Here is a 17679-nt window from a genome sequence, read left to right on the forward strand (position 1 = left end):
CCCAACAACGCAAAATATATCTTCTAGAAACCTTTTCAGGCAGTTTGATATGCTGGCTTGCATATCGGCAGGGCTAATACCCCTGCCCACCTTATCTTAACGCAAAGCAATCTCCTTTATTTTACTTTCGAATCTACTGATATGACAACAAGCTTTATAAAGGAAGGCTCTCTTCCTAGTAGATCGAGAGATGTGTTGGTAGCGTTTATAAAATACTCGCACATGCTGGAGACAGTGAACATCATTTTCTCTGATTTTCTCTGTATTCCCTCGAGAAGAGGCCTGACGTCTAACCAGTATCTGAACTGATGAACGGCCTACGAACACGAGAGAGGTAACTACCATGGCACGCATGCATTCAAGAAAAAGAGGAAAATCAGGAAGCAAACAACCGATTAAGAAAGTTGTACCTACCTGGCTACGTTATAAACCAAAAGAAGTTGAGCTTCTTGTAGTCAAGCTAGCAAAGGAAGGAAAAAGCCCTTCTGCTATTGGCCTTTATTTACGAGATACGTATGGTATCCCTGATGTAAGGGTTATTGCCAATAAAAAAATCAACATGATTTTACAAGAACGAAAACTTGCAAGTCAAATCCCCGAAGATCTGACATCATTAATGCGAAAAGCAGTACTTATTCAGAAACACATGACCACGAATAAAAAAGATACACCTGCAAAAAGAGGATTACAATTAACAGAAGCAAAGATTAATCGGCTCGCGAAATATTACAAGCGAACAGGAAAGCTACCTCAAGATTGGAAGTATGATCCAGAGAAAGCAAAGATCTTTGTGGAGTAATTTTATCATTACTTCTTTGGATTCTTTTTTTCTTACTTATTATACCAGAGGAGATAATCAGGAGAGAATACATTGGAGAAGTATGAAGCCTTTAAAGCAGGAGCAGCACATGCAGCTTATCAATTTCATCAGATTGATAAAAATGAAACAATTCGACTGATCTCTCATCTTGATAGTGATGGCATTGCAGCATGTTCTTTAATGGTGAAAGCATTGAATATAGAGAACAGAAAATACTCTATTTCTATTGTCCAACAACTCAGGAAAGAGGTACTACGACAGCTGGCAAAAGAAGAATATAAGTACTTTGTTTTTACTGATCTTGGTAGCGGTCAAATTGATATGGTTCACGAGCATTTAGAAGGGAGGAACATTTTTATTTTCGATCACCATCAGCTTCAATCCCAGCGAACATACGAGGGAACGGTTCATGTAAACCCTCTCTTGTATGGTATTGATGGTTCTAAAGAGATTTCTGGTGCAGGTGTTGTGTATTATGTGGTGAAGAATCTCAATAAAAAACTGGAACACTATGCGCATGTTGCGCTTATTGGGGCTGTTGGAGATGTGCAGGAAGAGAACGGAAAATTTAATTATCTTAATAATGAAATGTTGGAAATAGCAAAACGGGAGGGGACCATTACCGTTAGTAAGGGTCTTCGCTTTTTTGGACAGCAGACAAAGCCATTGTATAAACTTTTAGAATACAGCACCGAGGTATATATTCCCGGAGTTACCGGAAGTGAGTCTGGTGCAATACAATTTTTGCAGGAAATAGATATTCATCCTAAATCTGGACGAGAATGGAAGAAGATTTCCGAGCTCACCAAAGAAGAAATGGAACGCTTAGTAGCTCATATTATCCTTAAGAGAAAGGGCCAACCATTTCCTGAAGACATCTTAGGGTTAAACTATACACTAACATTTGAGGAAGAGGATAGTCCAACACGAGACCTTCGAGAGTTTTCCACGCTCCTTAACGCTTGTGGACGGTTGAACAAAGCATCCCTCGGGATTGGTGCTTGTCTTAATGATAGTAAAATAAAAAAAAGAGCTATCCAAGCCTTGACTGAATATCGACGAGAAATTATGCAGGCTTTACTTTGGTACTATGACCAAAAAAATAATGCCAACATTATCAAGGAAGATGGTTTTATCATTATTAATGCTAAAGATCAGGTTTTGGGAACGATTATTGGGACTCTCGCTTCTATTATCTCAAAATCTAAAGATGTAAAGGAAAATCAGCTGATTTTATCGATGGCCCAACTCTTTGATAATACTACCAAAATAAGTTTGCGGATTGCTGGACACCATCCTCGCCAAGATATTGACTTAAAAGTCATGGTTATTGACATGATTCACGGTTTAGAAGGTTGTGAGGCAGGCGGTCATCAGTTTGCCGCAGGTGCAATAATTCCTTCTGCTATGGAACCTGTTTTTATCGAACGCGCCAAAACTATTCTCCGAGAAAAGAGTATTGAAGAGAAAGTCATGTAGGTATAGTATAGGCATATGTTTCTTCATGCAGACATTCAGAACAACAAACCATCAAAGTAATTCTCTTACTTTATCAATATGATCTGCTACTTCAGTGCCTTTCTTGGTTAAGCTTAATAATTTTAAGCGTCCTAATTTCTCAAACTTAATAAGCCCAACTTGTTCCATCTCTTGGAGAATTTTAACAACATGAGAATAGGTACAGTCAACAGATTTTGCGAGAGACGATGCATAAATATCTCCTTTTGCATTGCGTAAAGCTACCAACATCATCGCAGGTTTTTCACGAAAAAAAACATTAAAAATTTCTTTTTTATCCATGTTGGCCCCCATTCTTACTCTTCACAAGTACAGTCTCAAACGAAATTAAGGTTTAGAGTATATGTATCTCAATATAGAGATCAAAAGGAAGACTTATATTTAAATCTTTTGTCGACCAAGTGAAGTGATAAAAGATATCGGAGATTATTCATTATCATAACCAATATGTTTATAAGTTTCCAGTCATTCATAACTGGTTATGCAAGAGTTATCATCTTTTCTTTTTCCTCATGAAACTGTACGTCCTATTCAGCATAATTTGATGAACACGGTTCAGGATTGTTTACGCCAGAAGAAGCATCTTATTGTCCATGCTCCTACTGGTCTGGGAAAAACTGCGGCAACATTGCCATTAGCATTGGCGTATGCCTTAGAACATAAATATACGGTTTTTTTTCTTACTTCACGACATACCCAACATGCCATTGCCATAGAAACTCTGAAACAAATCAAACAAAAATATAATACTCCCTTTGTTGTTGCCGATATGATCGGTAAAAAGTGGATGTGCGCACAGCCTAACACTGAACATTTTCCTTCGTCTGATTTTGCTGAATTTTGCAAACATCTTGTTGTTGAGGGAAAATGCCCTTACTATAATAACACTAGAAACAAGATGAATTTAACAGTTAAAGCGAAGACGATTCATGAAGAACTCAAACAAGGAATCCATCATACTGATCATATTATTGCTACCTGCACGAGTCATGAATTATGTCCCTATGAAGTTGCTGTCTCTTTAGCAAAAAACGCTCAGGTTATTATTGCTGATTATCTGTACCTCTTTGCTCCGTATATCAGAGATAGCTTTTTCCTCAAAATTCAGCGGAATTTGCCAGAAACAATTCTCATTATTGATGAGGGCCATAATCTGCCTTCACGAGTACGAGACTTGGCATCGTTTCGATTAACCAATCTCATGGTGAAACGAGCAATCATCGAAGCAAAAAAATTTGGTTATGATGATACTATTGGCCTCCTTTCCCATCTGCAAGATCTATTGAATACCCTTAGCGAGGGAATGAAATACAACGATGAACGTTTAGTTATACAGCAACAGTTTGTAAAGGCAGTGGAGCGTATTCATGATTACGAACAGGTTATTGCAGACCTGACGTTTATAGCTGCCTCTATTCGAGAGCGCCAGCAGAAAACATTTATCGGAGGAATTGCGCATTTTCTCGAGGCATGGCAGGGAACAGATGAGGGTTATGCACGAATTCTCTCGCTGACGCAAGGAAGAGATACTCCTCTTATTACCTTGTCGTATCGCTGTTTGGATCCCTCGGTTATGACCCAGAATGTTATCCAACAAACCTATGCCACCATCCTAATGAGCGGAACATTATCACCCCCAACAATGTATAGAGACTTGTTAGGATTTCCTAAAGATACGGTAGTAAAGGAATATCCCAGTCCATTTCCGAAAACCAATAGAATGAATGTTATCATCCCGCATACTACCACTAAGTTTAGCGAGCGCAATGAATCCCAGTATAAAGAGATAGCAACTATTTGTGCACACATTGCGAATACTGTTCCGGGTAATAGCGCATTCTTTTTTCCGAGTTATTTTCTTCGTGATAAAGTTGCCGTGCATTTTCATCAGCAATCAATCAAAACAACTTTAGTAGAGGTTTCTCAGGTAACAAAACAACAAAAACAGGATCTCCTTGAGAGGTTTAAGCAGTATCATAAAACCGGTGCAGTGTTACTTGCTGTTGTCTCTGGATCATTTGCAGAGGGCATAGATCTTCCAGGAGATTTTCTCAAGACAGTGGTTATTGTCGGTCTACCGCTTAACCAGCCAGACCTAGAGGCAAAAGAACTTATCAAATACTATGATCTGAAATTTGGTTTAGGATGGGATTATGGGTATGTCCTTCCTGCCATGATCAAAAGCTTTCAATCTGCAGGAAGATGTATCAGGAGTGAAACAGACCGGGGCATGATTTTTTTTCTCGATGTCCGTTATCAATGGCCGCAGTATTTTAAGACTTTTCCTAAGGATTGGGAGGTAGCAATTAGTAAAGAGTACATCTCTCTTATCAATCATTTCTTTCAGAATAATCTTCAGCAAAACCAAGGCTGAGGGGTTAGGCATGCACTGTTGGTTGTAATCTCCCACGAAATCCTTGAAGATTATATTTCCTTAATGTTCCATTAATATCCTGTTCTCTATAAGGTGGTGGATTGTCCAAGGCTGGAGCAATGCCATATCGTTCTGCGAGACGATATTCTAACCTTTCAAGTCTGCTACTAAGCTCTTCTCGAGTGAAATTAGATCCGAGTTCTTGCTTGGCATATTTCCTTAATGCTCGCTCGAACCGTACCCGAGTTGCACGTCTTACCCTTCCCAGAGTTCCATCACCGTGTTCTTCAAGCGTGACACCACCAGTGTTTCCTTCCCATAATTGCTGGAGTCCATACAAGGCTTGATATTCCCAGAAACATGCAGGCATTGCTGATTGTAATTTGTTGTAGTGCAAAAGCAGTCGTGCGGTATCTCCCTCGTGAAGTCCGGAATAACCTGCTGTCCTGCCCCATCGTCGCATGAATGATACTACCGAACGAATCCCCTCTTGTGGAGGAGCATGTCCTGGTTGTGTTGCGTAAAAGTTATCAATAGCACCTGTTCTGACATCATCTGCAGTTGCTTTTGCAAAGTGACGGTAGATCCTTCGGATTTCCGCTACCTCTCTGGGAGATAATCCAGAAATATGCTCAAGGGAAATCTCATTCATGCCTAACAGGTGCATTGCTGGTTTTCCAACAAAGGAATACGATGCAAGAAAGGAACACCAGGAAAGATGGCTCACCATGGCAGTCAATAGCTGATGAGAATGACCATCTCCACCGTAGACACTATCAGCTTGATGGATTAGATGGACTAGGTAGGGAATGATGATCTTTTTCGTCAGTTCCTGAAGAATACTTCGCTCGAGGTTTATCTCTGGATAGGATCTTCGTGAAACCCATCCTGGAAAGTGTGGAACAACCGTTAATTTCCGTTTCTCTTGTAATTGCCTCGGAAGATGTTGTCCCTCTGAGCAAGGAATAATCTCTTCAATAACCGCTGTTTCTAAATCTCTCCCAATTTGCTCGCCTGTTGTAAGCCGAATGTAATCAAAAATTTCACGGAGAAGCGTTTCATCATGGTCCTGAGTACCTACCTGAGTAGCTAGTCCTCCTTGTCCATGTATTCCTCCTGCTGTTTCGTGTTTCCTCCATCGCAAAAAACGCCTTTCTTTAATACCATAGGCAATGGAGCTTCCCACGCTTTGCGCTAATCGCAGTGTTTCAATGGTTTCCCAATGCTCAAGAAAGTAAGATAATGATTCAGCAAGTGGAGCAAGTGCTTCTACGACTTCTCGATGACTCGGTGCCATGACCTTTCCAGCAATCCAGTCACGGATGGTATCAGATGTTCTGGTGATGTTTGTTCCATAATATTCCTGTTGATCAGCCAAATATGCAGAGAGTCTATTTTCAAGTGAATCTCCCTCACCATGAACCTCCTGTTGTGGAATATGTGCGATAGCTTCTCCCCATCGTGATTTCCGATGAGGAGTGAAAACAGTATAATAAAGGTCTGCAAAACGTGGGCATCGTTCAAGAAGTCTTCCTACTAATGTTTCATAATCGCCGGAGGTCCATACTTTCGCAACTAATAACGCATCGCCTACCGCAAGATCCTCAAGATCTTTTTCAAGAGCGCTTCCCTCATGATAGACTTCAAATGGACGTCTACATTCGGAAGAAATCTCTGCAATCCCCCGTGAAAGTACCAGAATGGTCTGAGACATTATGCAGGCAACTCTGAATTACTTTATAAACCTTAACTACATTATTTGATCGCTCGCTGTCACGACATCAAGTGTATACAGAGCACAAAAAAGCCTCTGATATGTAAACTAGTATACAAAAACATAACATTTATATAGTAGTTATGTTTTACGTATATCCAGCATGGGTCATCCCAACTAACGAGCCTTATCAGATGATAAGGTTCATGCGTTCATGTTATGATCAAAGGCTCCCTGCACTTCTTCTTGCAAAAACCCCTTACCCCCCTTGGAGGGAGCCATTTTTTTTTAACGTCTTATCTTAACGTCTTATCCGTTGCAAACTACCTCTTGTGAATGTTTGAGGAAAAAATGTTGAGGAAAAAATGCAGAACATGCAACAGAATCAAACAGAAAAAGGAGCAATCGCCTTGCTTCAATCACAGGGAAAGGATGCGGTTGCATTGCGCCATATTCTGGCTCATTCACGAAAGGTACAGGAAATTGCCCTTCGTATTGCCAACGACGTAGGAAAGCATCATCCTATTGATAAGGAATTTATCCGTGTTGCAAGCCTTCTCCATGACATTGGTAGATTTCAATATCCACCAGGTTCGAAAGAGATGATTAAGCATGGTATTGCTGGTGCTGCGCTTCTTCGAAAATCTGGCTTTGGGCGCTATGCGCGGGTTGCGGAATGTCATATTGGTGCAGGTATAACCAAAGAGGATATTCATGAGCAAAACCTTCCCCTTCCTTTGCAGGATTATGTTCCCATAACCATTGAAGAAAAGATCATTGCGCATGCCGATAACTTGGTTGCAGGTGATCAAGAACAGGACATTACTCAAGTTGTTGCTCTATTCACCAAGAAACTTGGAAAAAAATATGCTGACCGTCTTTATGCCTTGTACGAGGAGATAGAAACATTAAAAAAGAGGTAAATGTTCTGCTCCATGATCATGCGGGCAGAAGCCATCAATTATCAACGATTGCGTGACATTCAAAAGCGCATGGCGAGAGAAATTTCGCTCAAAGATCAGTTGAGAGCAAACCAAATTCATCTTATCGCTGGTTTTGATTTATCCTTTACTCCAGGAAGTAACATTATCTGCTCGGCTATTCTTCTTGATTATAAAACCTTAACCGTCCTTGAGCAACAGTTTACTGTAAGCGAAGAGGTAATGCCGTATGTCCCTACCTTCTTAGCCTTTCGTGAGGGCCCCCCTATTATCGAGACCTATCGTAAATTGGGCATGGAGCCTGATGTGCTGATGATTGATGGTAATGGAATTCTGCATCCATACAAAGTAGGCATAGCAACCCATGTAGGGATTAGCCTTGGTAAACCAACCATTGGCGTTGCAAAACAACTGCTCTGTGGTACGGTCAAACAAGGAAAGGTATTTGTGAATGATGAGCTTCGGGGTCTAGAAGTAACCACTAAGGAGCATGCGAAGCCCATCTATGTGAGTCCAGGACACCTCATTTCCTTAACGAGGAGTGTGGAGATTACAAGGCATTGCTTGAAAGGTCATAAATTACCAGAACCACTTCAATTAGCTCATAAATTTGCCAATGATATCAGAAAAGAACAGACAAAGGTAGATGTTGCAAAGCAAGTTTAAGTTTCACGAATAAGAACAATCAAAGATAATGAAATCATACAACGATTCCCGCTGTTCGTCTGTTATCCTCTTTGTCAAACGACATTCTTGGGTAAGAAACTCTTGAAATTGTTTTGAGGTTGCTAATTCTCTTCCTTGCTGGAGGATGACAAGCTTAGTGTTATTTTGCTTGAGCATGGCAATAACTTCAGGTACCTTAAGCATTCCTGTATTGAAGCGCTGGTTGTTCGTATCCACAAGATCGCCTGCAATGGTTCTTTTAGTTACCGTAGCTACCAGTGGGACAAGATAGGAATCACCAAACAACGTGTCTTCGGGAGTGGTCATGGTGTTAACTGTTGCAAAGAGCTCATTAATCTTTTCCCTATTCGGTGGTTCATAGTAGGTATGGAAGGTTATGGATGCAATCCCAAGAGAAAGAAGTATAATAACCACTATAACCGGCAATTTTCTGTTCTTTAATAGGGAATTATCGATGAGATCGACAATGCCATACATGGCTAGCAATGCCAGAAAAGGAAACATCAGATTAAAGTAAAACAGAAATATCTTGGTCATGGTAAGGAAGAAGAGGCTGAAGCCAAGACAGATAATCAGTGGAAGGAGTGTCTTTTTTTTCAGGGGCACAAAAAATAAGCTGAGGGGAAGGAAAAACAGCAGAGGATTGGTCATGATGATAGCACGCCAGGTCGCAAGCCTATTGCTTTCGGTACTTTCTTTAAGCAGATGGTAGGTATAGACATCTTCCAGGTATGCTTTTCCGCTGAGTGCAAAAAAACTGAGATTAATGAGGAAAAAGATAGCAGTGAGAGGAAGTACATAACGTAAAAATCCTGCTCGGTTGGTGAAGAATAACCAGAAAGCAAGGACGAGCAAGAAAGGAAACGAGTACAATCCAGTAACACTGGCAAGCCCAGCAGCTATCCCACTGAGTATGAATTGATTCCTTCTCATCAAAAAAAAGGAAAGCATCATGAAAAAGAGCGTAAGATCCAATCCAACAGATTGGGTAGCAATCATCATAGTACCAAAGGTAAAGAGAAACAGAGCCGTGGCACCTAACGCGAGCAAAAGATCATCGTCTTTTACTGTCATAAACAATAGCCAACTGATAAGTAACGTGGTGATGAGAGGAGTTATTTTTAGCAAGAAGTAGTGGTGCCCTGCAATCTTGGTGAGTGCTCCTAAGAACAAAAGATGAAGAGGAGGATGGGCAAAGAAAAAATCTCGGTAGGGTAGTTTACCCTCAGCAACTAACCGTGCCATATAATAATAGATATTCTCATCACTGGTTACTGAGTAGGCAAGGATCTTTTCTCGGATAATGATAAGAAAAACGATGATAACTACAAGAAAGGCAGCCCACGAAAGATGCTTCTTCTGGAGAATGTTGGGATTTATCATGAAAAGAGATTACGGGTATTACGACCTGAGGGAATGAAATAGCCCCGCCCGGATTCGAACCGAGGTCCATGCCTCCAAAGGGCACGATGATTGGCCGCTACACTACGGGGCTGTGGGGGAAAAGAGAATAAAGGGTCTTTATAAATATTTACTTTATTGCTTTTGGCTTCCAGAGCTCAAGAGCTTCTTCTTCCATAAAATGGAGTTTTCCAGGGACAATCAAACAATAGGGAGGCTGTCCAAATGGTGCAGTGGAAAGTTCTTCCCTAGTTCCATAGACAATTGTTGGATGATCTGAGCCAAGCCGAGCGCATCCGATACTTTTGGTTTGTTTGGTAAAGATCTTTTTCTGTCCTGTTTTGAGGATTGAGCTCTGTTTCAGGATATACGTAAGTGCGTCACTGATGGTAACAAATTTCTTCTCCTCAAGATTAAGATCAAGTAAGAATAGCGTATGTAGTCCGAGGGAAAGGTTGTCCTTGAGTACTCTCAGCGGAGTTTCGACCTGTTCGTGCGAAAAGGGAATGCTTGTTACCTTACCAAATTTATAGATCTGCAACCCAGTTATCCCTACGGCAGTAAGCACCGATGCATTATGGACAATAATGCAGGGAATACCCATTGCTGTTGCTTCAAGATATAAGCTCATATGGGTTGTGGCAGCCAATGGATCACCAACCACTAAAAAGGCTGTGTCCATTTTTTGGGCATCGGCAAGAATCGTTTCTCTACTGTGGTGCTCAACCATCTCTCGGTTAGCCACTTTAACGGATTTTCCATAAACCTGCTCAAGTTTTTCCACTGGACAGCTCAACAGCGAAGTGTAATGCTCAAGGTATAGGTGCTGACATTTTTTGATGATTGCTCTTCCACGTACCGAAATATCGTTTTCATCATACAAGCCGAGTCCAATCAAATACAGGGTCATGGCACAGGCAAGGAAGCTTTAGTTTAAAATATTTTGTAAAATAATACTTGGTTGCATGGCAAAATATGAATTGATTATGCAACCCAGCATCGAAAAGGATACCTTTTTATTTTTCAAGCGATTCCCTGTTGCTCAGATGTATTATTTGCTAGCATTAACGAAAGGGGGGTATTTGAATGGCTACATACACTGAGCAGACTGCGCACCAAGAAGATCGTACGTTAGTTTACCACCAATGTTCACGGCTTGATGGTCTTTTTACTCGTAAAGAACTTCGTGAAAGGGGTCATGTTCCGCAACATGACACCAACGCACTGCATTACAGTGGCGGATGGTTCGAGGGCATTGCAACCGAAAACACCCCAGAGTATGTTGTTTTTCCCACCCTTCATGCAAATGCACAACGTGCAGTCCAGTCAGCAGAATTTCTTTTCATGACTCCACCACCAGCAAATCGTGCTAGGCTTATTTATGATTGGGTTCGTGAACAACATGGTGAGGCTTATCACGAAATGCTTGCAGCACAAGAACATGAAAAAGGTCAGCGTTCCTATACTTTACAGCCCCTGAAACCTTGGGATGAAGGAACTCTTATCTTTCGCGACTTTACTCCTGACTTTGTTGAACGAAAAGTAATTGAAACCGTTGCAGCCAATTTCAGGAAGGGATTAATCACCAATAATCCAGGAGACCGATGGTATGTTCGACCTCTTGCCTATCGTGATATGCCCTTGGATAAGGATGGTCATCCTGTTCCCCACATGGGTGTTGCAAGCCTTGATTGCGATGTTATCTTTGAAATGAGCGTACGAAATGTTAGCCAGTATACGAGTGATACACCAGCATTTGTCTTGTTTCGTTTGCCTCCTTTGCTGAGACCAAAAAAAGCAAGAGCGTTTCAGGCACGGATGGGTGATTCCCTCTATGAACTCTGCCAGGGACATGACAATCTCAACGGCTCTCGGAAGGTCAGTGCAAACTATACCTTACTGGCAAGGATGAAAAACATGGCAAAACTGAATGGATTTGAAGATGGCTTATATGTCGATCCATCCCCAGATCAAAATTTAGGTGAGGGGGGAGGCATGAATGTCTACCTACTATTACTCGATGAAGAAGGTAGCCCTTTCCTCAAAACTCCTTCCACCGAGCTCCAGCATATCCTTCCAGGGACAAAGCGAGCGCTGTTTTTAGAACAAGCACGACGTCTTGGTGTTAGGGTTATTGATGATCAAAACGTTCCTAGTCACGACATTCGTCATGCACGAAGTATGCTCACCTCTGGTAGTTGGGCACGGGTGAATCCTGTGGGTTATCTTGCTGATTTTCCTACCGGAGAATACACTCGCCTTGATGGTTTTGTCAGCGAGGAAGCATTATATTTAGCGCGACAGAATAAAGCTCTTCTCCAACTTGGTGAGGTTGATTCACGTATTAAGCATCTTCAAGGAGAACCTCATCTGACGGTTGTTTCTCTCGATGAGCTTGTGAAAATAGCATAACCATAGATTATACCCTTTTAGGTAATAAAGAAAAAGTGCCTTCACGTGGTTGGTTGGGGGTGTGAACGTGAAGGCAAGAAATAAATGATCTTGCTCACGGAAGGTAAAAAATAAAAATCTTCACCAAGACGGTGAAGATCAAAACCTTCCTTTAAGGGAGGGGGGGTGATACAAAATGAATGTTAGTGTACAATCTCAATGCCCAGCTCGTCATCTACTGCCTGTGTTTCTGTATCTGCTGCACGAGCATGACGATCCTGTTTCCCCAGGATCCAGGGGGACTTTACTCCCGTAATAATGGTCATCACGCAGATCTTTCCCTTCATGTTCTCATCAATACGAGCTCCCCAGATAACGTTTGCGTCGTCATCTAACTTCTCAGTGACAAGCTCACCGATTCTGTTGATCTCATCAAGGGTCATATCACTACCACCACAGACATGGAGTAAGGCGCCTGTTGCTCCTTCATAACTGATGTCAAGGAGTGGGTTGGAGAGGGCTCCTCTGACTGCTTCTTCAACTCTGTTTGTTGTATCCGAGGTTCCAACGCCGATAACAGCTACCCCACCATTCGTCATGATAGCTTTGACATCAGCATAGTCAAGGTTAACTAAGCTTGGAATGGCAATGGTTTCCACAATTCCTTTAATCATGGTTGCAACAAGTTCATTGGCAACAGCAAAGGCCTGTTGAATAGGTAAGTTTCCTGCAATTTGTACGAGACGATTATTGTCAATAACAATGACGGTGTCAGAATATTCTCGTAATTTTTGAAGCCCGAACTCAGCCTTATCGACACGGGCACGTTCGATCTTAAAAGGCATGGTTACCGTACCAATAACAATGGCTCCAGTTTCTTTGGCAGCATGTGCAATAATCGGACATGCTCCTGTTCCTGTTCCACCACCCATACCACCACAGACAAAGACCATATCAGATCCTTTGAGTGCTTCTTTGATTTCTTGGATGCTTTCACGAGCAGATTCAGTTCCTTTTTCAGGGAATCCACCACAGCCAAGTCCTCGGGTTATGTCTCTTCCAATGAGAAATTTGTGATCAGCTTCGGTCATGGCAAGATGTTGTTGATCAGTATTACACGCGATAATTTCAGCTCCCTTGATACCCTTCTTGTAGAGCCAGTTGACCATATTATTGCCGGCTCCCCCCGCACCAATAACTTTGATGGTTGCTTGCCCAACCAAACCCGTTGCAACAGCGCTCTGCATTTGCTTCTTTGCGCTTTCGATAAAAAGCTCCATTTTGCTCACCCTCCTTTTTACGTCTGCAGTGGTCAAAAATATAGTTTCTAATATACCCTTTTGGATATAGTAGTCCCTCACCCGCAAAGTTTAAATAGTAGTATCACTCAAACTACCCTTAGAACCCGTTTCATTTGCTTGCGCCAACAAGCTGATGAATCTTATTAACAGATGTTTTATGCAATCTGCCTTCAAGTGCCAATCGCCAAATCAGCCTTGAATGCCAGAATCTTGCGTTGCCAACATGATATGAGTTCCGCCAAAAAACTCATTATCAATTGTTTCTTTCTTGAGCTGAGCTTATATATAAGTATTTCTAAACTCTTGTATATGGTTAGGAGAATATATATTCAGGTATACTAATCTGTAGCTTGGACTCCTAAAACCCCATCTTCTCTTTAATCTTCTGAGAAATCTCTTGATAACGATCATGCATCTTCTGCTTGAGCGGTGCTATTTTTTTTGACATTCGCTTTGCCATCCTTTTCCCTTCTCGTTCCCAAACAACACCATAATCCTTGACATATCTAGGAATATCATATATTTTAGAATCATACCCTCTAAAATAGACCATATCCGTAAGCCTAAAGTGTGGTGGCATGAGCGGTTCTTCATCAGGATAGCCAAGAGTAACAACCGCCTGTGGCCGTACATAATCAGGAATTGCACAACTTCGTTTCAACATCTCCTCATCAAAGGCACCAATCCAACACGTGCCGAGACCAAGTGCATGCGCAGCTAAGAGCATATTTTCAACAACCGCAGCACAGTTCTGAATAGAATAGAGTCTATCCCCTCGAATACCATAGAATTGTTGACCCTTTCTTGGTTCAGCTACAACGACTAGAATAACAGGAGCAGTTCCAATCCAGAACTGTTGAAGGCAGGCATTTGCCACTTTTTCCCGTTGTTCATCACTGAGAACAACGATAATCTTCCAGTTTTGGATGTTGCCTGAGGTGGGTGCATGACGGGCTGCATCCAGCACTTGACCCATCTTGTCCCATTCTACATGGATATCCTTATACTTTCGGATACTTCTTCTTGTCCGAATACAATCAAGAACATCCATGACTAAGCCAAAACTATATATATATAAATACTTTTTGGTCGATGCATGAAGTATCATCACCTTGCAGAGACCTATCAGCAGCTTGAAAAAACCACGAAGCGTCTCGAAAAGACATCTCTTCTTGCAGGATTTCTTAAACACGTGCAGAGCAATGAGCTCCCTGAAGTATGCCTGCTGCTGCAGGGAAGAGTCTATCCACTCTGGGATGAACGAAAAATTGGGGTTGCAACACAGCTCATCATGAAAGCATTACATCTTGCAACAGGTCTTTCCGTTGTTATCATCGAAAAGGAATGGAAAAAAACCGGTGATTTAGGTCTGGTGGCAGAGAAACTAATGCCAACAAAGCGACAAGCAACATTAATCGTCCATGAATTAACCGTAACCAAAGTATTTCATAATCTCCAGAAACTCGCAGCATTAGCAGGATCTGGTTCAGTAGCGGCAAAAATGAATCTTATCGTCGAGCTTTTAACGAGTGCAACCCCTTGTGAAGCAAAGTACCTTGTCCGTACCGTCCTTGAGGAACTTCGTGTTGGTGTTGGAGATGGTTCATTACGTGATGCGCTCGTATGGACCTATCTTGCAGATGACCTTGGTCTCGAGTATAGCAAAAACGAGCTTGTGCTTGCAGAAGATAAACGTGCTGAGTACAATCGAAGAATAGCCCTTGTTCAGGTTGCCTATGATCTCACCAATGATCTTGGGATGGTAGCACTGCGTGCAAAAACAGAAGGTATGCCGGGCTTAGAGGCAGTAAGTTTACAACCTGGGATTCCAATGAAAGTGATGCTTGCCCAAAAAGTAGCTGATTTTACCGAGGGATTTGCTGTTGTTGGCAGGCCCTGCTGTGTTGAATATAAACTTGACGGATTCAGGATCCAGATTCATGCAACCGGAAAAGAGATACTCCTTTTTACCCGAAGACTAGAAAATGTAACCAAACAGTTTCCTGAGATTGTTGCAGCCGTACGTCAGCATGTTGCTGGAAACTCGTTTATCCTCGATGGCGAAGCCGTCGGCTATCATCCAAAAACCGGAAAATGCTTACCTTTTCAGAGTATCTCGCAACGCATCAGGCGGAAGTATAATATTGCCGAAATAGCCAAGCAATTTCCTGTGTGTTTGTATCTCTTTGATATCCTTTATCATGGAAAGAGTGTTGTTCACTCTCCCTTTAGTGAACGACGGAAGCTCTTACACCAGATCGTACACGAACATAAACAAGTCATCGAGATTGTTCCTTCTCTTACCACCGAAGATGAGGAAGAGGCAAAGGCTTTCTATGCAAAAGCACTTGCCGTAGGTATGGAGGGAGTCATGCTTAAAAAATTAGATGCACCTTACAAACCAGGATCCCGTGTTGGTTTCATGGTTAAACTCAAGCCAATCATGGAACCCTTAGATCTGGTGATTACCGGAGCTGAATGGGGAGAGGGAAAACGCTCGAGTTGGTTAACCAGTTATACCCTTGCCTGCAGAGAGGACCATACGTTTGTTGAGATTGGGAAGGTTGGTACAGGTATTAAAGAATTAGAAGGCAGTGGTGTGACCTTTGCTGGGATGACTAAGCTTTTAAAGCCTTTGATTGCCCAAGAAAAAGGTAAAATGGTTACGGTAAAGCCAAAAATTGTTATCGAAGTTGCCTATGAAGAGATCCAGAAGAGTCCTACCTATAGCTCAGGCTTTGCGCTCCGTTTTCCTCGTTTACAGAGATTAAGGACTATGGAACGGTCACCTGAGGACATCAGTACCTTACCGCAGGTTAAACAACTCTATTCGCAACAAAAAGGAGCTAATAGTGCCTTGCATACTCGATAAGAAAAAAAGCAAGGAAAATAATCTTAAACCCAAACGGCAGGATTGAGTAAAGGTCATATTTGATTTTCATACAAACACCCCAGTATGGTTAAGAGTTCTAGTCTATATAAGCTTTTCGCAATGATTTATAAATAATAGCGAGCGCTTTTTTGTCAACAAAAATGCATCTTATTTCTCGATAACTAGGGGTAGAGATCAGGGGGGTTTTACTTACGTTACCTACTATAAGTAGTATGAAGGTTATAATATTAAGAATGGGTAAAAAGATAGACAAAAAGGTGTCTGCTGTGTAAGACATTTGAACCAGCATTCGAACCTGCTAGTTGAATACCTCATTTAATCCAGAATATCTCTTTTTCGCTAAGGAGTAATATGTTTTACAAATTTGTTCTCTTTCATGCATGCTTACGCCTTTCCAAATCAGTAATCAATTTTTCCATCCGTTCTACAAACTTGTAAGCATCTTCCTTTATTTCCTCAGCAATTCTTCTCGTTGTTTCTTTAGTGACGCTATATTGTGCAATCTCTCGTCTATCTCTTGCGAGATTCAGGTTGTCAATGTATTGTTTCTCCAGTTGTGCCCTCTCAATCAATGTAAGATAACTTTCCTCTAGCAACTGTTTCTCTACAAAGAAGGTTTCCAAGGCCAAAACCGTTGCTGTATGGTTTTTACTCTCTATAGTTCATCTTTGCAAGAGGTGCTGATGCTGCCATGTACATCGCATAATAAGCGCAAACCACAACCCACTCGCTAGAATCATACTCTTCAGGGACATGCAGCACATCTCTTACTGTCTTATTTTCGTGAAGATCAAACAGAATACTTAAGGTTATAAGATTGTTCTTCGCCTTTTCAATAAACCTTACCGCTAATTTCTGAATGAATGGTGTTTTTGCTAACAAGCCTTCTTGAATAAACCAATTGATATCTTTCTTCATATACGCCACCTGTAAACAAGATCATAAAATAATTCCTGCCCTTTGAGAACAATCCCATGAGTAATAAGCTCTTCCCACAGTTCAGGATTTTCTGATTTAATATTCCTGAAATCTTCTTTATTAACGATAACCGGAGCAATTCTCAGATTATATTTGTGCCTTAAAGATAAGGCAATTTTCTCAACCTCTGAACTTCCATTGATACACAAAATGTCAATGTCACTTCTTTCTTTTGCCTGGTCTTTGGAGTAGCTCCCGAATAATACAACCATTTCCAGTTTTGTTTTGTTAACAAATTCCTCAATAGCTTTCCAGACAGAAGTGTATTTCTTAACAAAAGCACTCTTCTTATTTAGCGAATAATAGGTAAATGAAAAATAAACAGCATCATCAAACCTCTTGATAGAGTAAACGAGTGCTTTTCCTACATTTTTTTTTGACAAAATTTCTTTTTCTTGTAAATAATAAACAAAAGGCGGCTATCTGAGGGTTGAAACCACTCAGCGTTTCGCCGCCATTAAAGCTTAATACGCTATCAGGCTCTTTTGTTCTCTTCTCTTATCCCAGTGTTTCTCCTGAGACTCCTCGATATAGTGCTTCATCGTCTCTTTGGTCACCATCCCAACACTTCGATAGAAATGTCCTTCGCTCCAGAATTTATTGCCCCATAGCTTATGCCTGAATAATTCCCAATGTCCTTTCCTCATCATATAAGAGCTAA

17 protein-coding genes and 1 tRNA gene are annotated in these 17679 nt (G+C 41.3%); 7 read left to right on the plus strand and 11 right to left on the minus strand.

Annotation, left to right across the window (positions count from 1 at the left end; all coding sequences use genetic code 11):
- The first annotated feature begins 343 nt into the window (after positions 1 to 343).
- Together HYW21_08560 and HYW21_08565 are read left to right on the plus strand one after the other, a co-directional pair.
- Positions 344 to 799, plus strand: coding sequence for a 30S ribosomal protein S15 (locus HYW21_08560; GenBank protein MBI2549375.1), 456 nt, complete (start codon positions 344 to 346; stop codon positions 797 to 799).
- A 72-nt stretch (positions 800 to 871) separates the two neighbouring features.
- Positions 872 to 2299 (plus strand): DHH family phosphoesterase, encoded by a 1428-nt coding sequence (locus tag HYW21_08565; GenBank protein ID MBI2549376.1) that lies wholly within the window; start codon positions 872 to 874, stop codon positions 2297 to 2299.
- Positions 2300 to 2350: 51 nt separating this feature from the next.
- Here HYW21_08565 and HYW21_08570 read toward each other — a convergent pair whose 3' ends face one another.
- Positions 2351 to 2620 (minus strand): hypothetical protein, encoded by a 270-nt coding sequence (locus HYW21_08570; protein ID MBI2549377.1) that lies wholly within the window; start codon positions 2618 to 2620, stop codon positions 2351 to 2353.
- A 199-nt stretch (positions 2621 to 2819) separates the two neighbouring features.
- Here HYW21_08570 and HYW21_08575 point away from each other — a divergent pair, with 199 nt between their 5' ends.
- The gene (locus HYW21_08575; protein MBI2549378.1) at positions 2820 to 4712 is read left to right on the plus strand and encodes an ATP-dependent DNA helicase; all 1893 of its coding nucleotides are present in this window, start codon (positions 2820 to 2822) and stop codon (positions 4710 to 4712) included.
- A 4-nt stretch (positions 4713 to 4716) separates the two neighbouring features.
- Here the strand turns inward: HYW21_08575 and HYW21_08580 are convergent, their stop codons facing one another.
- Positions 4717 to 6426: a hypothetical protein gene (locus HYW21_08580; protein ID MBI2549379.1), complete on the minus strand. Its 1710-nt coding sequence runs from the start codon at positions 6424 to 6426 to the stop codon at positions 4717 to 4719.
- A gap of 374 nt (positions 6427 to 6800) precedes the next feature.
- Here HYW21_08580 and HYW21_08585 point away from each other — a divergent pair, with 374 nt between their 5' ends.
- Together HYW21_08585 and HYW21_08590 are read left to right on the plus strand one after the other, a co-directional pair.
- A complete protein-coding gene (locus tag HYW21_08585) occupies positions 6801 to 7349 on the plus strand; it encodes an HD domain-containing protein (GenBank protein ID MBI2549380.1) in 549 nt (182 codons plus the stop codon).
- A gap of 12 nt (positions 7350 to 7361) precedes the next feature.
- Positions 7362 to 8033: an endonuclease V gene (locus HYW21_08590; protein MBI2549381.1), complete on the plus strand. Its 672-nt coding sequence runs from the start codon at positions 7362 to 7364 to the stop codon at positions 8031 to 8033.
- A 3-nt stretch (positions 8034 to 8036) separates the two neighbouring features.
- Here the strand turns inward: HYW21_08590 and HYW21_08595 are convergent, their stop codons facing one another.
- The 3 genes from HYW21_08595 to dph5 all read right to left on the minus strand — a co-directional run bounded on the left by HYW21_08595 (position 8037) and on the right by dph5 (position 10365).
- Positions 8037 to 9437, minus strand: a complete 1401-nt coding sequence (locus HYW21_08595) for a hypothetical protein (protein MBI2549382.1) — start codon at positions 9435 to 9437, stop codon at positions 8037 to 8039.
- 39 nt (positions 9438 to 9476) lie between these two features.
- Positions 9477 to 9549: transfer RNA gene (locus HYW21_08600), tRNA-Gln, on the minus strand.
- A gap of 36 nt (positions 9550 to 9585) precedes the next feature.
- Positions 9586 to 10365, minus strand: a complete 780-nt coding sequence (dph5, locus tag HYW21_08605; protein MBI2549383.1) for a diphthine synthase — start codon at positions 10363 to 10365, stop codon at positions 9586 to 9588.
- A 176-nt stretch (positions 10366 to 10541) separates the two neighbouring features.
- Here dph5 and HYW21_08610 point away from each other — a divergent pair, with 176 nt between their 5' ends.
- On the plus strand, positions 10542 to 11867 hold the full coding sequence (locus HYW21_08610) for an aminotransferase class IV (GenBank protein MBI2549384.1): 1326 nt from the start codon (positions 10542 to 10544) through the stop codon (positions 11865 to 11867).
- A gap of 182 nt (positions 11868 to 12049) precedes the next feature.
- Here the strand turns inward: HYW21_08610 and ftsZ are convergent, their stop codons facing one another.
- The gene (gene ftsZ / locus HYW21_08615; protein MBI2549385.1) at positions 12050 to 13126 is read right to left on the minus strand and encodes a cell division protein FtsZ; all 1077 of its coding nucleotides are present in this window, start codon (positions 13124 to 13126) and stop codon (positions 12050 to 12052) included.
- 379 nt (positions 13127 to 13505) lie between these two features.
- Positions 13506 to 14198 carry a nitroreductase family protein gene (locus HYW21_08620; GenBank protein MBI2549386.1) on the minus strand — a complete coding sequence of 231 codons (693 nt, stop codon included), beginning with the start codon at positions 14196 to 14198 and terminating at the stop codon, positions 13506 to 13508.
- A 45-nt stretch (positions 14199 to 14243) separates the two neighbouring features.
- Between HYW21_08620 and HYW21_08625 the strand changes: the two genes are divergently transcribed.
- Entirely contained in the window at positions 14244 to 16019 is a 1776-nt protein-coding gene (locus HYW21_08625; GenBank protein ID MBI2549387.1) for an ATP-dependent DNA ligase, read from the plus strand.
- Positions 16020 to 16414: 395 nt separating this feature from the next.
- On the opposite strand, the gene HYW21_08630 is transcribed toward HYW21_08625, so the two are convergent.
- The 4 genes from HYW21_08630 to HYW21_08645 all read right to left on the minus strand — a co-directional run.
- Positions 16415 to 16663, minus strand: a complete 249-nt coding sequence (locus HYW21_08630) for a hypothetical protein (GenBank protein ID MBI2549388.1) — start codon at positions 16661 to 16663, stop codon at positions 16415 to 16417.
- A gap of 25 nt (positions 16664 to 16688) precedes the next feature.
- Positions 16689 to 16958 carry a hypothetical protein gene (locus tag HYW21_08635; protein ID MBI2549389.1) on the minus strand — a complete coding sequence of 90 codons (270 nt, stop codon included), beginning with the start codon at positions 16956 to 16958 and terminating at the stop codon, positions 16689 to 16691.
- Positions 16955 to 17401, minus strand: a complete 447-nt coding sequence (locus HYW21_08640) for a nucleotidyltransferase domain-containing protein (protein MBI2549390.1) — start codon at positions 17399 to 17401, stop codon at positions 16955 to 16957. Before HYW21_08640 ends, HYW21_08635 begins: the two co-directional genes overlap by 4 nt.
- 81 nt (positions 17402 to 17482) lie before the next feature.
- A partial coding sequence (locus tag HYW21_08645) for a transposase (protein ID MBI2549391.1) occupies positions 17483 to 17679 on the minus strand: 197 nt, incomplete at its 5' end.

This window comes from Candidatus Woesearchaeota archaeon (genome assembly GCA_016187565.1).
Taxonomy (GTDB): Archaea; Nanobdellota; Nanobdellia; order Woesearchaeales; family JACPJR01; genus JACPJR01.